General features: G+C 59.4%; 15 protein-coding genes and 1 pseudogene. 7 read left to right on the top strand and 9 right to left on the bottom strand.

Annotated elements, in window-relative coordinates; translation table 11 throughout:
- Nucleotides 1–747 (bottom strand): aminotransferase-like domain-containing protein (locus UB23_RS18925; RefSeq protein WP_045060829.1); only part of this gene is annotated, 747 nt, incomplete at its 3' end.
- Between the two features lie 90 nt (nt 748–837).
- Between UB23_RS18925 and UB23_RS18930 the strand changes: the two genes are divergently transcribed.
- From UB23_RS18930 to UB23_RS18940, 3 genes are read left to right on the top strand one after another with little or no spacing between them, the layout of a single operon-like run.
- Nucleotides 838–1461 (top strand): FMN-binding negative transcriptional regulator, encoded by a 624-nt coding sequence (locus UB23_RS18930; RefSeq protein ID WP_045060830.1) that lies wholly within the window; start codon nt 838–840, stop codon nt 1459–1461.
- Between the two features lie 9 nt (nt 1462–1470).
- Nucleotides 1471–1917: a GNAT family N-acetyltransferase gene (locus UB23_RS18935; protein ID WP_045060831.1), complete on the top strand. Its 447-nt coding sequence runs from the start codon at nt 1471–1473 to the stop codon at nt 1915–1917.
- 17 nt (nt 1918–1934) lie between these two features.
- Nucleotides 1935–2606, top strand: coding sequence for a GNAT family N-acetyltransferase (locus UB23_RS18940; protein WP_045060832.1), 672 nt, complete (start codon nt 1935–1937; stop codon nt 2604–2606).
- Nucleotides 2607–2691: 85 nt separating this feature from the next.
- Here UB23_RS18940 and UB23_RS18945 read toward each other — a convergent pair whose 3' ends face one another.
- The 4 genes and pseudogenes from UB23_RS18945 to UB23_RS18960 form a co-directional block, all read right to left on the bottom strand.
- Nucleotides 2692–2973 carry a helix-turn-helix domain-containing protein gene (locus UB23_RS18945; protein WP_045060833.1) on the bottom strand — a complete coding sequence of 94 codons (282 nt, stop codon included), beginning with the start codon at nt 2971–2973 and terminating at the stop codon, nt 2692–2694.
- A pseudogene (locus tag UB23_RS28720) lies at nt 2970–3717 on the bottom strand (HipA domain-containing protein). Before UB23_RS28720 ends, UB23_RS18945 begins: the two are co-directional and overlap by 4 nt.
- Nucleotides 3718–3965: 248 nt before the next feature.
- A complete protein-coding gene (gene oadA, locus UB23_RS18955) occupies nt 3966–5774 on the bottom strand; it encodes a sodium-extruding oxaloacetate decarboxylase subunit alpha (RefSeq protein WP_045060834.1) in 1809 nt (602 codons plus the stop codon).
- Between the two features lie 11 nt (nt 5775–5785).
- Nucleotides 5786–7201, bottom strand: coding sequence for an acetyl-CoA carboxylase biotin carboxylase subunit (locus UB23_RS18960; protein WP_045060835.1), 1416 nt, complete (start codon nt 7199–7201; stop codon nt 5786–5788).
- Between the two features lie 188 nt (nt 7202–7389).
- Here UB23_RS18960 and UB23_RS18965 point away from each other — a divergent pair, with 188 nt between their 5' ends.
- Nucleotides 7390–8352 (top strand): LysR family transcriptional regulator, encoded by a 963-nt coding sequence (locus tag UB23_RS18965; protein WP_045060868.1) that lies wholly within the window; start codon nt 7390–7392, stop codon nt 8350–8352.
- Here UB23_RS18965 and UB23_RS18970 read toward each other — a convergent pair.
- The 3 genes from UB23_RS18970 to UB23_RS18980 all read right to left on the bottom strand — a co-directional run bounded on the left by UB23_RS18970 (nt 8294) and on the right by UB23_RS18980 (nt 12567).
- Nucleotides 8294–8506 (bottom strand): PA3496 family putative envelope integrity protein, encoded by a 213-nt coding sequence (locus UB23_RS18970; protein ID WP_045060836.1) that lies wholly within the window; start codon nt 8504–8506, stop codon nt 8294–8296. The genes UB23_RS18965 and UB23_RS18970 overlap by 59 nt on opposite strands.
- 173 nt (nt 8507–8679) lie before the next feature.
- Complete coding sequence (hexR, locus tag UB23_RS18975) at nt 8680–9546, bottom strand: transcriptional regulator HexR (RefSeq protein ID WP_045060837.1); 867 nt, start codon at nt 9544–9546, stop codon at nt 8680–8682.
- A 153-nt stretch (nt 9547–9699) separates the two neighbouring features.
- A complete protein-coding gene (locus tag UB23_RS18980; RefSeq protein WP_045060838.1) occupies nt 9700–12567 on the bottom strand; it encodes an EAL domain-containing protein in 2868 nt (955 codons plus the stop codon).
- Between the two features lie 258 nt (nt 12568–12825).
- On the opposite strand from UB23_RS18980, the gene uvrD reads away from it, so the two are divergent.
- The 3 genes from uvrD to UB23_RS18995 all read left to right on the top strand — a co-directional run bounded on the left by uvrD (nt 12826) and on the right by UB23_RS18995 (nt 16725).
- On the top strand, nt 12826–15009 hold the full coding sequence (gene uvrD / locus UB23_RS18985) for a DNA helicase II (RefSeq protein WP_045060839.1): 2184 nt from the start codon (nt 12826–12828) through the stop codon (nt 15007–15009).
- Between the two features lie 299 nt (nt 15010–15308).
- On the top strand, nt 15309–16181 hold the full coding sequence (locus UB23_RS18990; protein WP_045060840.1) for a Tim44 domain-containing protein: 873 nt from the start codon (nt 15309–15311) through the stop codon (nt 16179–16181).
- A 136-nt stretch (nt 16182–16317) separates the two neighbouring features.
- Nucleotides 16318–16725 (top strand): SMI1/KNR4 family protein, encoded by a 408-nt coding sequence (locus UB23_RS18995; RefSeq protein WP_045060841.1) that lies wholly within the window; start codon nt 16318–16320, stop codon nt 16723–16725.
- A gap of 58 nt (nt 16726–16783) precedes the next feature.
- Here UB23_RS18995 and UB23_RS19000 read toward each other — a convergent pair whose 3' ends face one another.
- The gene (locus UB23_RS19000; protein WP_045060842.1) at nt 16784–18547 is read right to left on the bottom strand and encodes a cation:proton antiporter; all 1764 of its coding nucleotides are present in this window, start codon (nt 18545–18547) and stop codon (nt 16784–16786) included.
- Nucleotides 18548–18719 lie beyond the last annotated feature (172 nt).

An 18719-nucleotide genomic window follows, 5' to 3' on the forward strand; every position in this document is an offset into this window, starting at 1 on the left:
GTACCCCGGATTTTCCAGCGCCACCCCGTCCCCCGGCTCCACCAGCAGCTGTGCACAAAGGCTAATTCCCTGTTGCGCACCACTGGTGATCACTATTTGCTCAGCGGTGCACTGCATTCCCCGGGAACTACGCAAATACGCGGCAATCAACCCTCGCAATCGCGCATCGCCGGCCGGATCGCCGTAGCACAACTGCTGCAAGTCCGGTTTACGCCAGAAAGCCGCGTTCAGCTTGGCCCATATCTCAAAAGGGAACAGGTCGAACGCCGGCACACCCACCCGAAATGCCCGAGGCGGCCCGCTGGGTGGTGTCGCTAAATGGTTCTTTTCGACCCGTTCCAGAGCACCATTGTGGATAACTTTACTGGATGAAATTACAGGTAAGTCCAGCCAATTTGTGGATAAGGCTGTGGACAAGCCTGTTGAAAACCCTGTGGATACTTTTGTGGATAGTTTTTTGTCGAGCGAGTCCGCTTGGGGCAATTGCGCGACATAAGTCCCGTCTCCCACTCGCCCCTCGATAAACCCTTCGGCATACAGTTGATCGTACGCCCGCACCACGCTATTGCGGGAAATTGCCAGCGCTGACGCCAGATCGCGTGTTGCAGGCAATCGGGTGCCACTGGCCAGCCGTCCATCCAGCACGCGCAGTCGTAAAGCCTGGTAAAGCTGTCGACTCAGACCCTGGCGTCGATCGAGTTCGATACCAGCCGGATTGAACGACAGGGAAAGCAGCGACTGGCTCATGGTAATGGACCTATGAAATTGGTCGTTAATGGCTCTTACAACAGACCAATAGCCTGCCTAGGATGCAGGCATTCGCCAAGGAATTTTTCCATGTACAACCCAAGCAGCTTTGCCATCCACGATTTGGACGAACTGCAGCAGCAGATACTCGCCACCCGTCTCGCCCTGGTCGTCACCCATGGCGAACAAGGCTTGCAAGCCAGTCACCTGCCCCTGTTGCTGCGCGGCGACGAAGGTCCCAATGGCACGCTCTACGGTCATTTCGCCAGGGCCAATCCACAGTGGAAGGAACTGCACAATGGTGCTGAAGCGATGGTGATATTTGCCGGTGCCGATGCCTATGTCAGCCCCGGGTTTTACCCCAGCAAAGCCGAGCACGGCAAAGTCGTGCCCACCTGGAACTACATCGCCGTGCACGCGTACGGCACTGCCGAAGTGTTCAGCGATGCCGGGCGTCTGCTGGAGCTGGTCAGCGGCTTGACCGATCGTCATGAAGCGGCCCGCGCGCAGCCGTGGAAAGTGAGCGACGCTCCGGCCGACTACATTGACGGGATGCTCAAGGCCATCGTCGGCTTTGCCCTGCCAATCCAGCGCCTGGAAGGTAAACGCAAACTCGGCCAGAACCGTAGCCCCGCCGATTATGCCGGCGTGCGCGAGGGGCTCGGCGCCAGCCCCGATGCGCATGATCAGGCTCTCGCTCACTTGATGCGTTAAGGAACCAACATGAGTCAGCTCGACATCCGCCAGGTCACCGCCGGCGATCACGCCGCCTGGCTACCCTTGTGGCAAACCTATCTGGATTTTTACAACACCCAGCTGCCTGAAACGGTCACCCGAAGCACCTGGGAGCGCATCCTCGATCCAGGCGAGCCGACCCACGCCGCGCTGGCCTGGGCGGATGGTCGAGCGGTAGGCATGGTGCATTTCATCTACCATCGATCAAACTGGAGCATCGAGAATTCCTGCTACCTGCAGGACCTGCTGGTGGCACCACACACCCGCGGCACGGGCGTCGGCCGCCAGTTGATCGAATTCGTCTACGCCACCGCCAAAAACGATGGCTGCTGCAAGGTCCACTGGTTGACTCACGAGACCAACGCCACCGCGATCCAGCTCTACGAGCGTATCGCCGAGCGGCCCGGTTTCATCCAGTTTCGTAAAGCCCTTTAAGGTTCAAGGAGAACAGCATGTCGACTTCACTCGCGGACTGGAAGGGCGTCCCGGCCCCCTCGGTTCAAACCATCGAAGGTCGGTTTATCCGCCTTGAGAAACTCGATGCGGCCCGTCACGCCGATGGCTTGTTCAAAGCCCTGCAAGGTCCGGGCGCAGATCCCAAGCTGTGGGATTACCTGCCTTATGGACCGTTTCCAGAGCGCAGCGTGTTCGACGATTGGTTGAACAATCATGCGGCCCACAGCGACCCCTATTTTTTCAGCGTGATCGACCGCGCCAGCGATGAGGTGCAGGGCATCCTCAGCCTGATGTCGATCGTTGCGGCCCAGGGCCGCATCGAGATCGGCCACGTGACCTTTGGCGCACCGATGCAACGCTCGCCGAAAAGCACCGAGGCTGTGTATCTGCTGGCCAGGGAATCCTTTGCCTTGGGTTACCGCCGCCTGGAGTGGAAGTGCAACAACGGCAACGCTCGCTCCAAGTATGCGGCCGAGCGGCTGGGATTCAGCTTTGAAGGGGTGTTCCGCCAGCACATGGTGGTCAAGGGCCAGAACCGCGACACCGCCTGGTATTCGATCCTGGACTCGGAGTGGCCGGCCATCGGCGCGGGCTTCGAACAGTGGTTATCGGATGAAAACCAGACGACGTCGGGTCAGTTGAAGACGCTGGCGGAGTGCCGGGCTTAGGGACTGATCGGCTTACCGGCGGTGGCGCGTGAGCCATCGCAATCGCCGGCAAGCCGGCTCCTACGGATTGGCGGCGCGGCGTAGTTCAACGCTCACTATCGCGCCGCAGCCGCACCACCCCCATTTTCATTCCAAAAGGTCTGAACACTGCATTCAGGGATTTCAACGTCTGATTCCCCTCCCCATGCTCGATATGTACCAGCGTGCGCACCGAAATCTTGCACATTTTCGCAAACTGCGTCTGGTGCAGGCCCGTGACCTCCACACGTAAACGGCGAACCGCCTCGCCGATTTCAAGAGTGCCTTGGGCAAGTGCCTCCCGGATGCTCTCAATGAGCTTTGTGCGCTCTGCAACCGTCATGCTCATTTCAAGTCCCACTCTATCAAACGGTGCTCCAGGCTTTTCAAGGCAATTCGCGGGTGATTCATCGTCGCGTCAGGCAAACCACTGGCACTTAGAATGTCGGGAAGTGCAGCCAGGCGTCGGGCATCCGCACGCAGGCGCTCGTAGATTTGCGATGCATCGCCGAGTGTGGCCAATGGGTCATTCGGATCGGCCAGTTCAGCCACGGCGCTACACACGCCACGCCAATCCACGTCACCTGCCCGTTCCAGTTCTTTTGGCCACTTGGTAGTACGTGTAACACCTTCATCGTCCATCACCATCGGTGCCAGATCGTAAATCGGTGCCAGTCGAAACGAATCAGTGCCACGGATAATCGCGGTGTTGCGACCATGGTTGTCTGAGTTACCGAGAATCTTATTGATCAAGTCGCGTCTCAGATAATCAGCGAGCAAATCAGGGATTTCAATTTGCAGGCTTGTCTCGGCCGATGCGAGCCATTAGAAATCTTTTCGCCGCTCCTGCAGGTGCAATGTCATACACGAACGCCGGGGCATTGGAGCGCCATCCATCCCAATCCAGTGGAAGCCTGGCACTCACAGCTTTCGCGAAAGGTGTTCCGATGGATTCATAGTTGTCGGCCAGATAACTCTGTTCGTAACCGAAACTGCAGCGGCTCTCAAAGCCTTTTTCAGGGCTGTCAAAGCTCAAGACCATGGCGTCGCGCCAGGTAGCGTCGATGTAGACCTGTAAGGTGAGGTTATACATGCCATCTTCACCTGCATTTAAATGCACATTTTGACGTCAATTGCGAAGCCAACACGCAATATAGTGCATTCAGACCTGGGAAGCACCCTTGCGAACTGCAGTAGAATGCAGATCAAGTTAAAACTTTTAATAAAAAACGCAAAATAATGCAGATGCCAGACGCTTGTCGGCAACCGCCCAAACGACAGCCAAAAAAAAGGGGAGCACATGCCCCCCCGAGGTTTAAAGCGGTGTACCGAGGCTGTTAATCAGCCTTCGATCTCGATCAGGATTTCGCCCGGGTTTACCCGGTCGCCCTTGGCCACGTGAATGGCGGTAACTTTGCCGGCGATGGCGGCCTGGACTTCGGTTTCCATTTTCATCGCTTCGGTGATCAGCACGGCCTGCCCGGCTTTCACCACGTCGCCTTCCTTGACCAGCACGTCGACAATGTTGCCCGGCATGGTGGTGCTGACATGGCCAGGCGCCGTGGCTTGCTTGCGCTTGCTGCTGCCGCCGCTGACGAATTCATTGAGCGGTTCGAACACCACTTCTTCCGGCATGCCGTCGATGGACAGGTAGAAGTGACGCTTGCCTTCAGCCTTGACGCCGACACCGGTGATGTCGACTCGGTAGGTTTCACCGTGAACGTCGATCACGAACTCGGTCGGCACGCCTTCGCCACCGGCCGAGGTCACGCCACCGGCTTCTGGAATCGGCAGCAACACTTCAGGCGTCAGGGTGCCGGCGGCACGCTCTTCGAGGAATTTGCGCCCGATGTCCGGGAACATGGCGTAGGTCAGCACGTCTTCTTCAGACTTGGCCACCGAGCCGATTTCAGCGCGCAGCTTGGTCATTTCCGGCTTGAGCAGATCAGCCGGGCGCACGTCGATCACTTCCTCGCTACCGATCGCCTGGCGACGCAGTTTTTCATTAACGGTGCCCGGCGCCTTGCCATAGCCACCTTGCAGGTAGAGCTTCACTTCATTGGTGATGGTCTTGTAGCGCTCGCCGGCCAGCACGTTGAAGAACGCCTGGGTGCCGACGATCTGCGAAGTCGGGGTCACCAGCGGCGGGAAACCGAGGTCCTCGCGAACACGCGGGATCTCGGCCAGCACTTCGGCCATGCGGTTGAGGGCGCCCTGCTCTTTCAACTGGTTGGCCAGGTTGGAAATCATCCCGCCCGGCACCTGGTTGACTTGCACGCGGGTGTCGACGGCGGTGAACTCGCTTTCGAACTGGTGGTACTTCTTGCGCACGGCGTAGAAGTACAGACCGATTTCCTGCAGCAGTTCCAGATTCAGGCCGGTGTCGTACTCGCTGCCTTTAAGGGCGGCGACCATCGACTCGGTGCCCGGGTGGCTGGTGCCGGAGGCGAAGCTGGAGATCGCGGTGTCGATGTGGTCGGCACCGTTCTCGATCGCCTTGAGCTGGCACATGGTGGCCAGGCCCGCGGTGTCGTGGGAGTGGATGAACACCGGCAGGGACTGCTCTGCTTTCAACGCACGGACCAGTTCGCCAGTGGCATAAGGGGTCAGCAGACCGGCCATGTCCTTGATCGCCACCGAGTCGCAACCCATGGCCTCCATCTGCTTGGCCTGGGCCACAAACGCATCGATGGTGTGCACAGGGCTGGTGGTGTAGGCGATGGTGCCCTGGGCATGCTTGCCGGCAGCCTTCACGGCTTCGATGGCCGTGCGCAGGTTACGTACGTCGTTCATCGCGTCGAAGATGCGGAAGACGTCGATGCCATTGACCGCAGCCTTGGCGACGAAGGCTTTGACCACATCGTCGCTGTAGTGGCGGTAGCCCAACAGGTTCTGGCCACGCAGGAGCATTTGCAGGCGAGTGTTAGGCAGCGCGGCGCGCAGTTGGCGCAGGCGCTCCCACGGGTCTTCTTTCAGGAAGCGTACGCAGGCGTCGAATGTCGCACCGCCCCAGCATTCCAGCGACCAGTAGCCGACCTTGTCGAGCTTGTCGCAGATCGGCAGCATGTCTTCGGTGCGCATGCGGGTCGCGAGCAGCGATTGGTGGGCGTCGCGCAGGATCGTGTCGGTGACGTGGATTTTCTTGCTCATTGTTATATTCCTCACAGGCCTGCGTGGGCGGCGATGGCGGCGGCGATGGCCAGGGCCAGCTCTTCGGGTTTGCGCTTGATCGAGTAGTTGGTCAGTTCAGGGTGGCTTTCAACGAAGCTGGTATTGAACTGGCCACTACGGAATTCCGGGTTACGCAGGATTTCCTGGTAGTACGCGGCGGTGGTCTTGACCCCTTGCAGACGCATGTCGTCGAGGGCACGCAAGCCACGGTCCATCGCTTCTTCCCAGGTCAACGCCCAGACCACCAGTTTGAGGCACATGGAGTCGTAGAACGGTGGAATGGTGTAGCCGGTATAGATTGCCGTGTCGGTACGCACGCCGGGACCGCCGGGTGCGTAGTAACGGGTGATCTTGCCAAAGCTCGGCAGAAAATTGTTTTTCGGGTCTTCGGCGTTGATCCGGAACTGCAGGGCAAAACCGCGGTGCTGGATGTCTTCCTGTTTCACCGAAAGCGGCAAGCCGGACGCAATGCGGATCTGCTCACGCACGATGTCGATGCCGGTGATTTCTTCGGTGATGGTGTGCTCCACCTGCACCCGGGTGTTCATTTCCATGAAGTACACCTCGCCCTCGGCGAGCAGGAACTCCACGGTACCGGCGTTTTCGTAACCCACGGCTTTGGCCGCACGTACGGACAGGTCACCGATGTAGGCGCGCTGTTCCGGGGTCAGTTGCGGGCTCGGGGCAATCTCGATGAGCTTCTGGTTGCGTCGCTGGATCGAGCAGTCGCGCTCGAACAGGTGCACGACATTGCCGAAACTGTCGCCGAGGATCTGCGCTTCGATGTGCTTCGGGTTGACGATGCATTTTTCCAGGAACACTTCTGCCGAACCAAAGGCCTTGGTGGCCTCGGAAATCACTCGCGGGAATGCCTGTTCAAGTTCGTCCCGACTGTCGCAGCGTCGGATACCACGGCCACCGCCACCGGAGGTCGCCTTGAGCATCACCGGATAACCGATGCGGTCGCCTTCGATAAGCGCTTCCGCGATATCCGCGACGTTGCCTTCCGTGCCGGGTGTGACCGGTACTCCGGCCTTGATCATGCTGCGGCGCGCTTCGGTCTTGTCGCCCATGCGCCGAATCACTTCAGCCGAGGGACCGATGAACTTGATCCCGCGCTCGGCGCAGATGTCTGCCAGTTCGGCGTTTTCCGAAAGGAAACCGTAGCCGGGGTGCAGTGCATCGCAGCCGGTTTCTACCGCCAGGTTCACCAGCTTGCGCGCATTCAGGTAGCCGGCCAGAGGTTCGGCACCAATGCTGTGGGCTTCGTCTGCACGCTTCACGTGCAACGCGTGCCGATCGGCGTCGGAGTAGATCGCGACCGAGCGAATGCCCATCTCGGCGCAGGCACGTACGATTCGTACGGCAATCTCACCACGGTTGGCGATCAGGATCTTTTTTATCACTTGGAATTTCCCTTGAGCCGGTGGTACCCACAACCTGCTAGACCAGGTCGACGTGACCAAATGTTTCCATCTGGTCGCGAACCCACACTAGCGCTCACGAGGGATTAACAAAAATGAATAATTATTGGGTCAGGCATAAGTAAAGACTTATAGTTGCGTTACCGGCCATGGTTAAAAGCGAAGAAAAAATGCGTAAGTCCTTGATGCGAATGACATTACGCCAACTTCAGATCTTCAATGAGGTGTGTGATCTACGGTCCTACAGCCGTGCAGCCGAGGAAATGTCGCTGACACAGCCAGCTGTCAGCCTGCAGATTCGGCAGATCGAAGAACTGATCGGGCAGCCATTGTTTGATTATGTTGGCAAAAAACTCTACATGACCGAGGCCGCCGAAGCACTCCAGCGAGCCAGCCGGGACATCTTCGGCCGCCTGGAAAACCTCGACATGCAGCTGTCGGACATGCAGGGATCGCTGCAGGGACAGCTCAAGCTGGCAGTGGAATCCAGCGCCAAGTATTTCGTGCCGCACTTGTTTGCCGCCTTCAAGCGCCAACACCCCGAGGTCAATCTGCAGCTGACGGTGGTCAATCGCGGGCAGGTGATTCGGCGCCTGTCGGATAACCGCGATGACCTGGTGATCATGTCCATGGTGCCACAGGACATGGGGCTCGAATTCCTGCCTTTCCTGAACAACCCGATAGTCGCGGTGGCGCCGCCGGACCATCCGCTGTGCCATTTGGGACCGCTGCGCTTGCAGGATCTGGAACCTTATACCTTGCTGCTGCGCGAACCCGGCTCCGGCACTCGCCTGGCCTGCGAGGAGTACTTCAAGGAAAAGCGCGTGCACTTCAACCAGACCCAGGAAGTCTCGTCGGCCGAAGCCCAGCGCGAGTGTGTACTGGCAGGTTTGGGCGTGGCGCTGTTGACGCGTCACGCCCTGAACCTGGAACTGGCGACCGGCGGATTGATCGAGCTGCCGGTGGAAGAGTTACCGCTGTACCGCAGCTGGTGCCTGGTGCAGGCCAAGGCGAAGCGCCTGTCACCGGTGGCTCACGCATTCCTTGCGTTTATCCGCAGCGAGCGGGTGCAGATCAGCGCCCTGGTTGAGCGTTTCGACGGGAAGCTGCGGGCGCTGCCTGCCAGTAGTTGAGTTCGAGCTCGTCAGGAAAGCCGCCGATTTCAGCCAGCAGCTGGCGGCGCTCGCAGCGGTCTTCGATGGCGCGGCGAAACTCCATGCGGCGCTGGTCTTCCTGCTGACGACGGGTTCTGACGGCGCTGTTGCGTTCTTCGTAGGGCTGGGCCATTTCGAGTCTCCCAAGGCGATTACGGGAGTTTCAAGATAGGCGCGGGGGATGACGGTTTGGCGGCATGCGCGTTACAGGGGTGTGAACATTTACAGATCAAAAGATCGCAACCTTCGGCAGCTCAGGGTACGCGAATTCCCGCAGGAGCTGCCGAAGGCTGCGATCCTTTGATCTTAATCGTCCAGCGCCTTGACCGACTTGGGCGACAACCGCAAGCTGCGCAAGCTGCGCTTCACGCTCTTGAGGTGGTTCACCAGGCTCGGGCCGCGCGCCATGGCCACGCCCATCGCCAACACATCGATCACCACCAGGTGGGCAATACGTGAAGTCAGCGGCGTGTAGATCTCGGTGTCTTCATGCACATCGATCGCCAGGTTGACGGTCGACAACTCGGCCAGCGGGGTCTGGCTCGGGCACAGGGTGATCAGCGAAGCACCGCTTTCACGCACCAGGTTGGCCGTGATCAGCAAATCCTTCGAGCGCCCGGATTGCGAAATGCAGATGGCTACATCGGTGGGTTTTAGGGTCACCGCCGACATGGCCTGCATGTGCGGGTCGGAATATGCCGCCGCCGTCAGCAACAAACGAAAGAATTTGTGCTGGGCATCTGCTGCCACTGCGCCCGACGCACCAAAGCCGTAGAACTCTACCCGCTGGGCCTGGGACATCAGTGTCACTGCGCGCTGCAACTCGATCGGGTCGAGCCGCTCGCGCACTTCCATCAGGGTATGCAGGGTGGTATCGAAGATTTTCAGACTGTAGTCGGCGACCGAATCGTCTTCGTGAATCGCGAACTGTCCAAAACTCGCGCCCGCCGCCAGGCTCTGCGCCAGCTTGAGTTTCAGGTCCTGGAATCCGGAACAGCCGATGGCCCGGCAAAACCGCACGATGGTCGGTTCGCTGATGCCCACGCTGTGGGCCAGGTCTGCCATGGAACTGTGCATCACCGCCGCCGGGTCAAGCAGCACGTGGTCGGCGACCTTGAGCTCCGACTTGCGTAAGAGGTGGCGTGACTGGGCGATGTGTTGCAACAGATTCAAAGGTCTGGACTCTTTGTTATTGGCAGGCGCCGTGATGTAGCGAGCTTGTAGTTATACTACATGAATTGGCTTTTTGCCTGCTCAATCCGTAACCGAATCCCTCGTTTTCAGCAGAGCATGGCTCCATGTAGCGCCAATCACGCCTTCACGGATTTACTTCGAGCCCTGCAACTGCAGAAGGCTCGCTAGCTGTTGCGCCTCAACGGGCTTGCTGATCAGGTAGCCCTGCACCTCATCACAATGTTCGCCTCGCAGGAACTCAAGTTGCTCGGGCCGCTCCACTCCCTCAGCCACCACTTTCAACGACAAGCCATGGGCCATGGCGATGATCGCGCGGGTGATCGCGGCATCCATCTGCCCCTCGCCCAGGCCGCGAATAAACGTCTGATCGATTTTCACGTAGTCCACCGGAATGCGCTTGAGGTAACTCAAAGACGAATAGCCGGTGCCAAAGTCGTCGATCGCCAGTTTTACCCCCAGGTCCCGTAGCTGCTGGAACGTCGAAATGATGTGCTCGACGCTGTCCAGCAACTGACTTTCGGTCAGTTCAAGCTCAAGGTATTGCGGCGCCAGCCCGGTTTCTTCCAGCACCTGTCGAACCAGGCTGACCAACTTGCCCTGACGCAGCTGATACACAGACAGATTGACCGACACACGAATCGGCTCGAGCCCCTGGCGCTGCCACTCGCACGCTTGCCAGCAGGCCTGACGCAGCACGAACTCGCCGATCGGACCGATCAACCCGGTTTCCTCGGCCAGGCCAATGAACTCTGCAGGCGACACCCTGCCCCTGTCGGGATGATCCCAGCGCACCAAGGCTTCGGCGGCATTCAGGCGTCCCGTGGCGAGGCAGAGCTTGGGTTGGTAGAACACTTTAAGCTGCTTCTCATCGATCGCTTTGCGCAGCTGGTTTTCCAGCTGCAATCGCTCCAGGGTGCTGGCTTGCAGGCTCTCGGTGTAGAACTGGAAATTATTGCCACCCAAGTGTTTGGCATGCTGCATGGCCATGTTCGACTGGCTGACCAGCGCTGAGATTTCCCGGGCGTTGTCCGGGAGCATACTGATGCCCATCGACGCACTGACTACCAGCTCATGTCCGTCGATGTTCAATGGCAAACGCAACTTGGCGGACACCCGTGTCGCCACCCGGGCCAGACTGGAGAGGTTGGCGTAGCTGTCAAACAGCACGGCAAATTCGTCGCCGGACAAGCGTGCAATAGTTTCGGCCTCGGGCAGCGCACTTACCAACCTGCGGGCGATTTTCTGCAATAGCTCGTCGGCAATGTCATGGCCCAGGCTCTCGTTGAGCAACTTGAACCGGTCCAGATTGATATGCAGCAACGCCAGGCTGCGCCCGCCCTGACGCATCCGTTGATGAGCCTCGCGCAGGCGCTCGCGGAACAGCGAGCGGTTGGCCAGGCCCGTCAACTCGTCGTAATGGGTGAGAAACCGCATCCGTTCTTCGGATTCGCGCCTGGCCGAAAGATCAGCGAAGAAGCCGACAAGATGACTTACATTTCCCCGATTATCACGCACCGCACTTAGCTGCAACCACTGCGGATACAACTCACCATTTTTCCGCGTCTCCACCAGTTCGCCCTGCCAGCTGCCATGCTGCTCCAGTGCCTGGCGAATGGCGCTGTAGTGCCGGCGAGCGTCACGACTGCACGGCAGATCGACCACACTCAGTCCGAGCAGGTCTTCGATCTCATAGCCGGTCACTCGGCAGAAGGCCTGATTAGCGGCGATCAGGGCGTAATTGGGATCGAAAATCACAATGCCTTCACTGGCCGCTTCAAAGACCGTCGCAGCCAGTTGCTGTTGCGTTTCGTGGTGCTTGCTGACGCTGATGTTGCGTCGAGTCCCGACCATGCGCACCACCCGGCCATTTTCGCCGCGCTCCACCGCCCGTCCACGGTCCTCGATCCATACCCAGTGACCGTCACCGTGACGCACGCGGTATTCGATCTGATAGTCCTCGCTGCGACCCTTCAGGTGCTCAACCAATGCGCGCTTGAGCGCCGGCAGGTCCTCGGGGTGCAGGCGTGGCTTGAGATGGCGCAGCATGGCCGTCACTAACTCTGGCTCCAGGCCGAACAATTCCTGAAGCTGCGTGTGGTGGACTTCGTCCGTCTGCAGGTTCCAGTCCCACAACCCGAGCTCACTGGCTTTCAGCGCCAATGCCAGACGCGCCTCGCTTTTACTGAGGGCCTGGTTGGCCAGGTCGAGTTCGAGGCTGCGCTGGGCAACACGGCCTTCCAGCCCGGCCTGAATGGCCCGTAGTTCAGCTTCCGCGCAATTACGCTGCTCAACCTCCCTGGCCAGCTTCTTATTCAGTTGATCGCTGCTGGTTTGAGCCTGCTGCAGGTGCTCGATCAGTGCCTGATTCTGGAAGCGACGCAACAAGCCGCGATCGATCAGCCGGTTGACCTGCCAGGCGACCACGCTCAACGCCCCCAGCAAAATCAGGCCGAACCAGCCCCAGCCCTGGCCTTGCTCATCGCCGCCCCAAAACAGATAGGCGATCGCCGGCAACAGACAGGGCAACGTAAACGAAAGAAACGCCGGGAGGCTGACGGCGTACGCCACGCTCGCTGACAGCGCAGCGGCCCCGATCAGGCCAAATACCCAGGCTTGCTGGATGAAGGTGTCCGCCGGGACCAGTGCGATACCGGCACCCGCCAAGGTCAAGCCGGTCAGACCCGAGCCGAGCATGAACATGCGGCGCCAGACCGGATGCGCCTGACGGTTGGGGATCGCTGAGTCGAAAGCCGCAACCTGGATAACCCGCAACGCCACCAGTGAGAGCAACCACACCAGCCAGATGCTGACCAGAAAGTAGCGTTGCGGGCTCCAGAGCAGGCCGGCGCAGACCAGGCCATTGATCAGCATGAACAAAGTAGGCAGCAGCGATCCCTGGTAAAGCAGACGCGTGCGCTCCACCGCCATTTCCATGGCGTATTGTCTGCGGATAACCCGGGGCTCCACGGAGGGGCCCGACAGGTCGATGCTGAGGGTCATAGGCAATATTCTTGTTCTTATAATGGTGAGCTTGTGCCCGAATCGTCGACGGAGCATACACAAGCACGTGGCTGGACCAAACCGCCGCCCACTATAAAAAACATGAAATCTGCGGTTGCACTTGCCCCCTGAAAAGCCGCAGAGCAAGCCCCGCCAGCGCTTGCAGGCAGTGACTGACCGGTCGTCATCCGTGCGTCTTTCATCGGCTAATGCAAAGCTCGGTTTGCCCGGTGTGACGGCGCACCCTAGAATGCCCCGATGCGCGATGATCTCTCCCTTCTGCTGAACTCCCTCAACGATGCCCAACGCCAGGCCGTAGCTGCCTCCGTGGGTCGTCAGTTGGTCCTGGCCGGTGCTGGTTCCGGTAAAACCCGAGTGCTGGTGCACCGTATCGCCTGGTTGATCCAGGTCGAGAACGCCTCACCCCACTCGATCCTGTCGGTGACCTTTACCAACAAGGCCGCTGCCGAGATGCGTCATCGCATCGAGCAGCTGATGGGTATCAACCCGGCCGGCATGTGGGTAGGCACCTTCCACGGCCTGGCGCACCGCTTGTTGCGGGCGCATTGGCAGGAAGCCGGCCTGAGCCAGACCTTCCAGATTCTCGACAGCGACGACCAGCAGCGGCTGGTCAAGCGGGTGATCCGCGAGCTGGGGCTGGACGAACAACGCTGGCCAGCGCGCCAGGCGCAATGGTTCATCAACGGGCAGAAAGACGAAGGCCTGCGGCCACAACACATCCAGGCCAGTGGCGACCTGTTCCTGGCGTCCATGCGCAGCATCTACGAAGCCTATGAGGCCGCTTGCCTGCGCGCAGGTGTCATCGATTTCTCCGAACTGCTGCTGCGCGCACTCGACCTGTGGCGTGATCACCCAGGCCTGCTGGCGCATTATCAAAAACGCTTCCGGCACATTCTGGTGGACGAATTCCAGGATACCAACGCCGTGCAGTACGCCTGGCTGCGCCTGCTGGGCAAGGGCGGCGACAGCCTGATGGTTGTAGGCGATGACGACCAGTCGATTTACGGCTGGCGCGGCGCGAAAATCGAAAACATTCATCAGTACTCCTCCGACTTCCCGGATTCGCAAACCATCCGCCTGGAGCAGAACTACCGCTCCACGGCCGGCATCCTCAAAGCGGCCAATGCCCTGATCGCCAACAACACCGGGCGCCTGGGCAAAGAACTGTGGACGGACGGCGGCGATGGCGAGGCGATCAACCTGTACGCGGCTTTCAACGAGCACGATGAGGCGCGTTACGTTGTCGAAACCATCGAAAGCGCGCTGAAAACTGGCCTTGGACGCAGCGATATCGCAATTCTGTATCGCTCCAACGCCCAATCTCGCGTTCTGGAAGAAGCCTTGCTGCGCGAACGCATTCCGTATCGCATCTATGGCGGCCAGCGCTTCTTCGAGCGTGCAGAAATCAAGAACGCCATGGCGTACCTGCGGTTACTGGAAGGTCGAGGCAACGACGCCGCCCTGGAACGGGTGATCAACGTGCCCGCCCGTGGCATCGGTGAGAAAACCGTCGAAGCGATCCGCGAGCATGCGCGCCATAGCGACGTCTCGATGTGGGAAGCCATGCGCCTGCTGGTGGCCAACAAGGGCCTTACCGGACGTGCTGCCGGCGCCTTGGGAGGCTTTATCGAGCTGATAGAGAACCTCGCCGCCAAATGCATGGAAATGCCGCTGCACCTGATGACCCAGACTGTTATCGAGCAGTCCGGGCTGATTGCCTACCACGAAGCGGAAAAAGGTGAAAAAGGCCAGGCACGGGTGGAAAACCTTGAGGAACTGGTCAGCGCTGCCCGCAACTTCGAAAACACCGAGGAAGACGAGGACCTCACGCCGCTGGCCGCATTCCTCGGCCACGCCTCGCTGGAGGCCGGGGATACCCAGGCCGACGAACACGAAGACAGCATTCAGCTGATGACGTTGCACAGCGCCAAGGGCCTGGAATTCCCTTATGTGTTCCTGGTGGGCATGGAAGAAGGCCTGTTCCCGCACAAGATGAGCCTGGAAGAACCCGGACGCCTTGAAGAAGAACGCCGCCTGGCCTACGTCGGCATCACACGGGCCATGCAGAACCTGGTAATGACCTACGCCGAAACCCGCCGCCTGTATGGCAGCGAGACCTACAACAAGGTGTCGCGCTTCGTACGTGAGATCCCGAAGGGTCTTATCCAGGAAGTACGCTTGTCGAACAGCGTCAGCCGGCCCTTCGGCGGCAACCAGTCGATGAGTGGCAGCAACCTGTTCAGTGGCAGTGAAATTCCGGAAACCGGCTTCAGCCTGGGTCAGACGGTGCGTCACTCAATCTTTGGCGACGGCGTGATCCTCAACTTCGAAGGCGCCGGCGCCCAGGCCCGGGTGCAGGTGAACTTCAGCGAAGGCAGCAAATGGCTGATGCTCGGCTACGCCAAGCTGGAAGCCGTCTAGGGACCTGCAAGCAGGTCTTGCAGGTAGGAGCGGCGGTGCGGCTCGCTCGTGAATACCGTGTATCAGCTGGCATCCATGCCAGGTACTAAACGGCTTTCGCGGGCAATCCCGCTCCTACAGGGTTTCATTTCTCTGTGAACCTATCCCTTTTTCCTACAGACAAAAGTACATACCCTTATTGCCTCGACGAAGCTGAACCATACCTGTCAGGCAAAAGCTCGAAACACTCTGCCGCTAGCCAGTAACACTTCAGCTGTGCAACATGGCGCGCGTGCCTTCCACAAATGGGAATTCCCTTTATGAAACGTTTTCTTAGCATCGCCATGGCGTTGTGCATCGGCCTGACGATGAGCCTCGACGCCAACGCCAAGCGCTTTGGTGGCGGCAAGAGCTCCGGCGCTGCGCCGACTCACCAGACCAGCCAAATGGCTCCTTCTTCTGCTGCCGGTGGCGCTGCTGCCACTGCCGGCGCGGCCGGTGCCGCTGGCGCCGCTGCCAAAGCCGGCGGTGCATCGCGCTGGCTCGGCCCTCTGGCCGGTATCGCTGCCGGTGGCCTGCTGGCCTCCATGTTCATGGGCGGCGGCTTCCAGGGGATGCAGATCTTCGACATCCTGATCATGGCGGTCATCGCCTTCCTGGTCTTCCGCTTCATCGCCGCTCGTCGCCGCAAGCAGCAGGAGCACCTGGCCCCGGCCGGCGCGCCAATGCAGCGTGAAGTGTTTGAGCAGAAGCCTGCTGGCATGGGTTCGATCTTCGGCGGTGCAGCAGCGCCGGTTGCCGCACGTCCGGTGATCAATGCGCCAGCCTGGTTCAATGAAAACAACTTCATTGAAGCAGCTCGCAACCACTTCCAGTCCCTGCAGCAGCACTGGGACGCTAACGAAATGGACAAGATCGCCGAGTTCGTGACCCCGCAACTGCTGGAGTTCCTGAAGCGCGAGCGCGCTGATCTGGGCGACAGCTTCCAGTCCACCTACATTGATAACCTCAATGTGCAACTGGACGGCGTGGATGACCGTGCGGACAAAACCATCGCCACCCTGACCTTCAGCGGTCTGTCGAAGACCTCGCGCTTCGACCAGGGCGAAGTGTTCAGCGAAAGCTGGAACATGGAACGTCCACAGGGCGAGAACCAGCCTTGGCTGGTAGCCGGTATCCGCCAGAACGGCTGATCACCCGCTGCTTTAAAAATGCTGTAATAAAAACCCCAGCCCCGGCTGGGGTTTTCTATTTCGCGGTTGCATCTATAGCAAGCTACTGTATAAACCGCCCCAACCAAACCGCGCCAACAGCAAGAGGATCCCGGACGTGGAAGAAATCATCGAACAACTGCGTGACGCCAACGAACCGGTACCAGTCCCCTTGGAACTGCCTGACGAAGACATGCTGGTAGAGATCGAAGAGCAACTGTTCATCGACATTCCCTTCGTCTTCAGAGAATTTTTGCTGACCGTCAGCGACGTGGTCTACGGCAGCCTGGAGCCGGTGACGGTGACCGACCCGCAGTCCCACACCTACCTGCCGGACGTGGCGGCCAATGCCTGGGATGCGGGCGTCGATCGCAGCCTGATCCCGATCTGCCAGGACGGCGACGACTACTACTGCGTCGAAGAAGACGGCACCGTGGTGCTTTGGCAAGCCGAAGAAGAGCTGATTGCCGAAGAAACCTGGGAATCGGTATGGCACTGGGCCCGAGACGTCTGGCTGGAAAGCTGAGCCACGCAGTATTCTGCAGCCATCAGCCCGCGCAGCGGCCCGAGGGCTGCAGGTTCAATCAATGGCCTGACGATTCCTTGTGATTGTCCAGGGTCTCCAGCAGGGCCACCTGCATCCGTGTGTGAACGCGAATGAACCAGCGCCACAACACGGCAGCCACAGCGGCCGCCACTACGACGATCAATACCAGCAGCTTGTTGGTGGGCAAAATACTCGCCGACAAGGCCGCCAGCAGCAGGAAAATCACCAGCAGCGACAGGATCGGAATCACTTCAGCGATCACCCGTCGTACCCGCTGCGTGTGACGCCCCGCCATCTCCGGCTTGACGCCCATTTCCGCCAGCAGCATCGACAACGCCTTGAGCTTGCGGTAGGCGGCGATCAGAAATGGCAGCGACAGGATCAACGCCCCACCCCAAATCAACGCCTTCTGCCAGCTCGGATCACTGATCCAGTCCTGCAGGTAGGCAGACATGCGCTCGGCGAAAAATGCCCCCGAGAAGAAAATCGCAATCACCAGCGCCAGGTTGACGCCGACCTGCAACAGAATCCGCCGGATCATCGACGCCAACAGCGCACCCTCGCCTTGGGGCTGGATGCTGCGCAACCATTCGCCATACATGCCCAATACCCGGCCCAGTCGCTGAGGCATCACCGCTGCCAGCTTGATCGACAGGGGGTCCGCCGCGCGGATCAGATACGGCGTCAGCAGCGTGGTGATGACCGACACGGCAACGGCCACCGGATACAGGAAATTACTGGTCACCTGCAGCGTCATGCCCAGCGCCGCAATGATGAAGGAGAACTCGCCAATCTGCGAAAGCCCCATGCCAACCCGCAGTGAAGTACGTCCGTCATTGCCTGCGATAAACGCGCCCAAGCCGCAGGACAGCATCTTGCCCAGCACCACCGCAACAGTGATCACCGCGATGGGCCAGGCATATTGCAGCAGGATCATCGGATCGAGCATCAGCCCGATGGCGACAAAAAATATTGCGCTGAACAGATCACGCACCGGTTCAATCAGACGCTCAATCTTCAGCAGTTGCCGCGATTCCGCCATGATCGCGCCAATCAGGAACGCTCCCAGTACCATGCTGTACTCGAGCTTGACCACCAGCAGGCAGAAGCCGAAGCAAAGCCCCAGCACGGTGATCAAGAGCATTTCGTTGCTTTCGAATCTGGCCACGTAAGCCAGCAGGCGCGGCACCAGCAGAATGCCGATCACCAACGCGACAATCATGAACAGCGACAGCTTGCCGACCGTAGAAAAGACTTCGCCGGAGCTCACGGTACCGCTCACCGCGATGCTCGACAGCAAGGCGATAATCCCGATGCCGAGGATGTCCTCGACGATCAACACGCCAAAGATCAACTGTGCAAAGCGCTCGTTCTTCATCTTCAAGTCGTTCAGCGCCTTGACGATGATAGTGGTCGAGGAAATCGCCAGGATCGCGCCAAGGAACAGCGAATCCATGGTGTTCCAGTCGAACCAGCGGCCGATTTCATAGCCGATCCAGATCATCAGTACGATTTCCAGGAACGCTGCGATAAACGCTGTGGCGCCGACCTTGAACAGCTTGCGCAGGCTGAACTCCAGGCCCAGGCAGAACATCAGGAAGATCACCCCGAGTTCGGCCAGGGTCTTGATGGTTTCTTCATCGTGGATAAGGCCGAACGGCGGGGTGTGCGGGCCAATGATGAAGCCGGCAACGATGTAGCCCAGGACCACAGGTTGTTTAAGCCTGTGGAACAACACCGTGACCACCCCGGCGACCAACATGATCACTGCCAGATCCTGGATAAAACTGATCGCATGCATGGTGTGGGGCTCCTTTGGGTCGACTTTTGGAGCGTAACACCGCGACTTCCGCCAGAAAGGCGGTGCAATATATGGAAACAGATCGGCCAGGGCGTGACGGCAGCCACCCGCCCGGCGTCCCGATAACTGTTGGTTTGAAAAAAGCTGACAAGGCACCCGCAGAGGTGCGCCC

Origin of the sequence: Pseudomonas sp. ES3-33, from assembly GCF_000952175.1 — a bacterium.
Lineage (GTDB): Bacteria > Pseudomonadota > Gammaproteobacteria > Pseudomonadales > Pseudomonadaceae > Aquipseudomonas > Aquipseudomonas gregormendelii.

Bases quoted from the DNA above. Each gene is read 5' to 3' on its own strand.
- oadA (WP_045060834.1), bottom strand. From the start codon at position 5,774: ATGAGCAAGAAAATCCACGTCACCGACACGATCCTGCGCGACGCCCAC.
- UB23_RS18930 (WP_045060830.1), top strand. From the start codon at position 838: ATGTACAACCCAAGCAGCTTTGCCATCCACGATTTGGACGAACTGCAG.
- uvrD (WP_045060839.1), top strand. From the start codon at position 12,826: ATGCGCGATGATCTCTCCCTTCTGCTGAACTCCCTCAACGATGCCCAA.
- UB23_RS18945 (WP_045060833.1), bottom strand. From the start codon at position 2,973: ATGAGCATGACGGTTGCAGAGCGCACAAAGCTCATTGAGAGCATCCGG.
- UB23_RS18990 (WP_045060840.1), top strand. From the start codon at position 15,309: ATGAAACGTTTTCTTAGCATCGCCATGGCGTTGTGCATCGGCCTGACG.
- UB23_RS18940 (WP_045060832.1), top strand. From the start codon at position 1,935: ATGTCGACTTCACTCGCGGACTGGAAGGGCGTCCCGGCCCCCTCGGTT.
- UB23_RS18935 (WP_045060831.1), top strand. From the start codon at position 1,471: ATGAGTCAGCTCGACATCCGCCAGGTCACCGCCGGCGATCACGCCGCC.
- UB23_RS19000 (WP_045060842.1), bottom strand. From the start codon at position 18,547: ATGCATGCGATCAGTTTTATCCAGGATCTGGCAGTGATCATGTTGGTC.
- UB23_RS18980 (WP_045060838.1), bottom strand. From the start codon at position 12,567: ATGACCCTCAGCATCGACCTGTCGGGCCCCTCCGTGGAGCCCCGGGTT.
- UB23_RS18965 (WP_045060868.1), top strand. From the start codon at position 7,390: ATGCGTAAGTCCTTGATGCGAATGACATTACGCCAACTTCAGATCTTC.
- UB23_RS18970 (WP_045060836.1), bottom strand. From the start codon at position 8,506: ATGGCCCAGCCCTACGAAGAACGCAACAGCGCCGTCAGAACCCGTCGT.